Below are 252 nucleotides of genomic sequence, written 5' to 3'. Positions count from 1 at the left end.
AAAGCTGTCGAGGCCGCTGTAATTGCTGAGCAGCGGCCCGTTCAGCATGCCGGTGAAGGTGAGGATGATGATCAGCGCGAAGGTGGAGGCGATCGGATAGAGAATATCGACGCGGGTGCGGTCCTCGCCCTTCGCCGTCACCTTGAATGGCCGCCCGAAGGGGTGGGCGATGGCGTGGCAGATGGCGATGGTGATCGGAATGGCCGAGACCATCTGCGAGACCTCGGTGAACAGCGGCAGGCTGCGCCAGCC

General features: G+C 63.5%; 1 pseudogene. It reads right to left on the bottom strand.

Going from position 1 to position 252, the window contains the following annotated elements:
• Positions 1-252 (bottom strand): annotated as a pseudogene (locus SB764_RS42855) (hypothetical protein); the annotation flags it as partial.

Source organism: Paraburkholderia sp. SIMBA_027 (assembly GCF_046535315.1).
Classification (GTDB): domain Bacteria; phylum Pseudomonadota; class Gammaproteobacteria; order Burkholderiales; family Burkholderiaceae; genus Paraburkholderia; species Paraburkholderia tropica.
The sequence above is the reverse complement of the archived record's forward strand: the minus strand, read 5'-3'. Positions and strand labels throughout refer to the sequence as shown.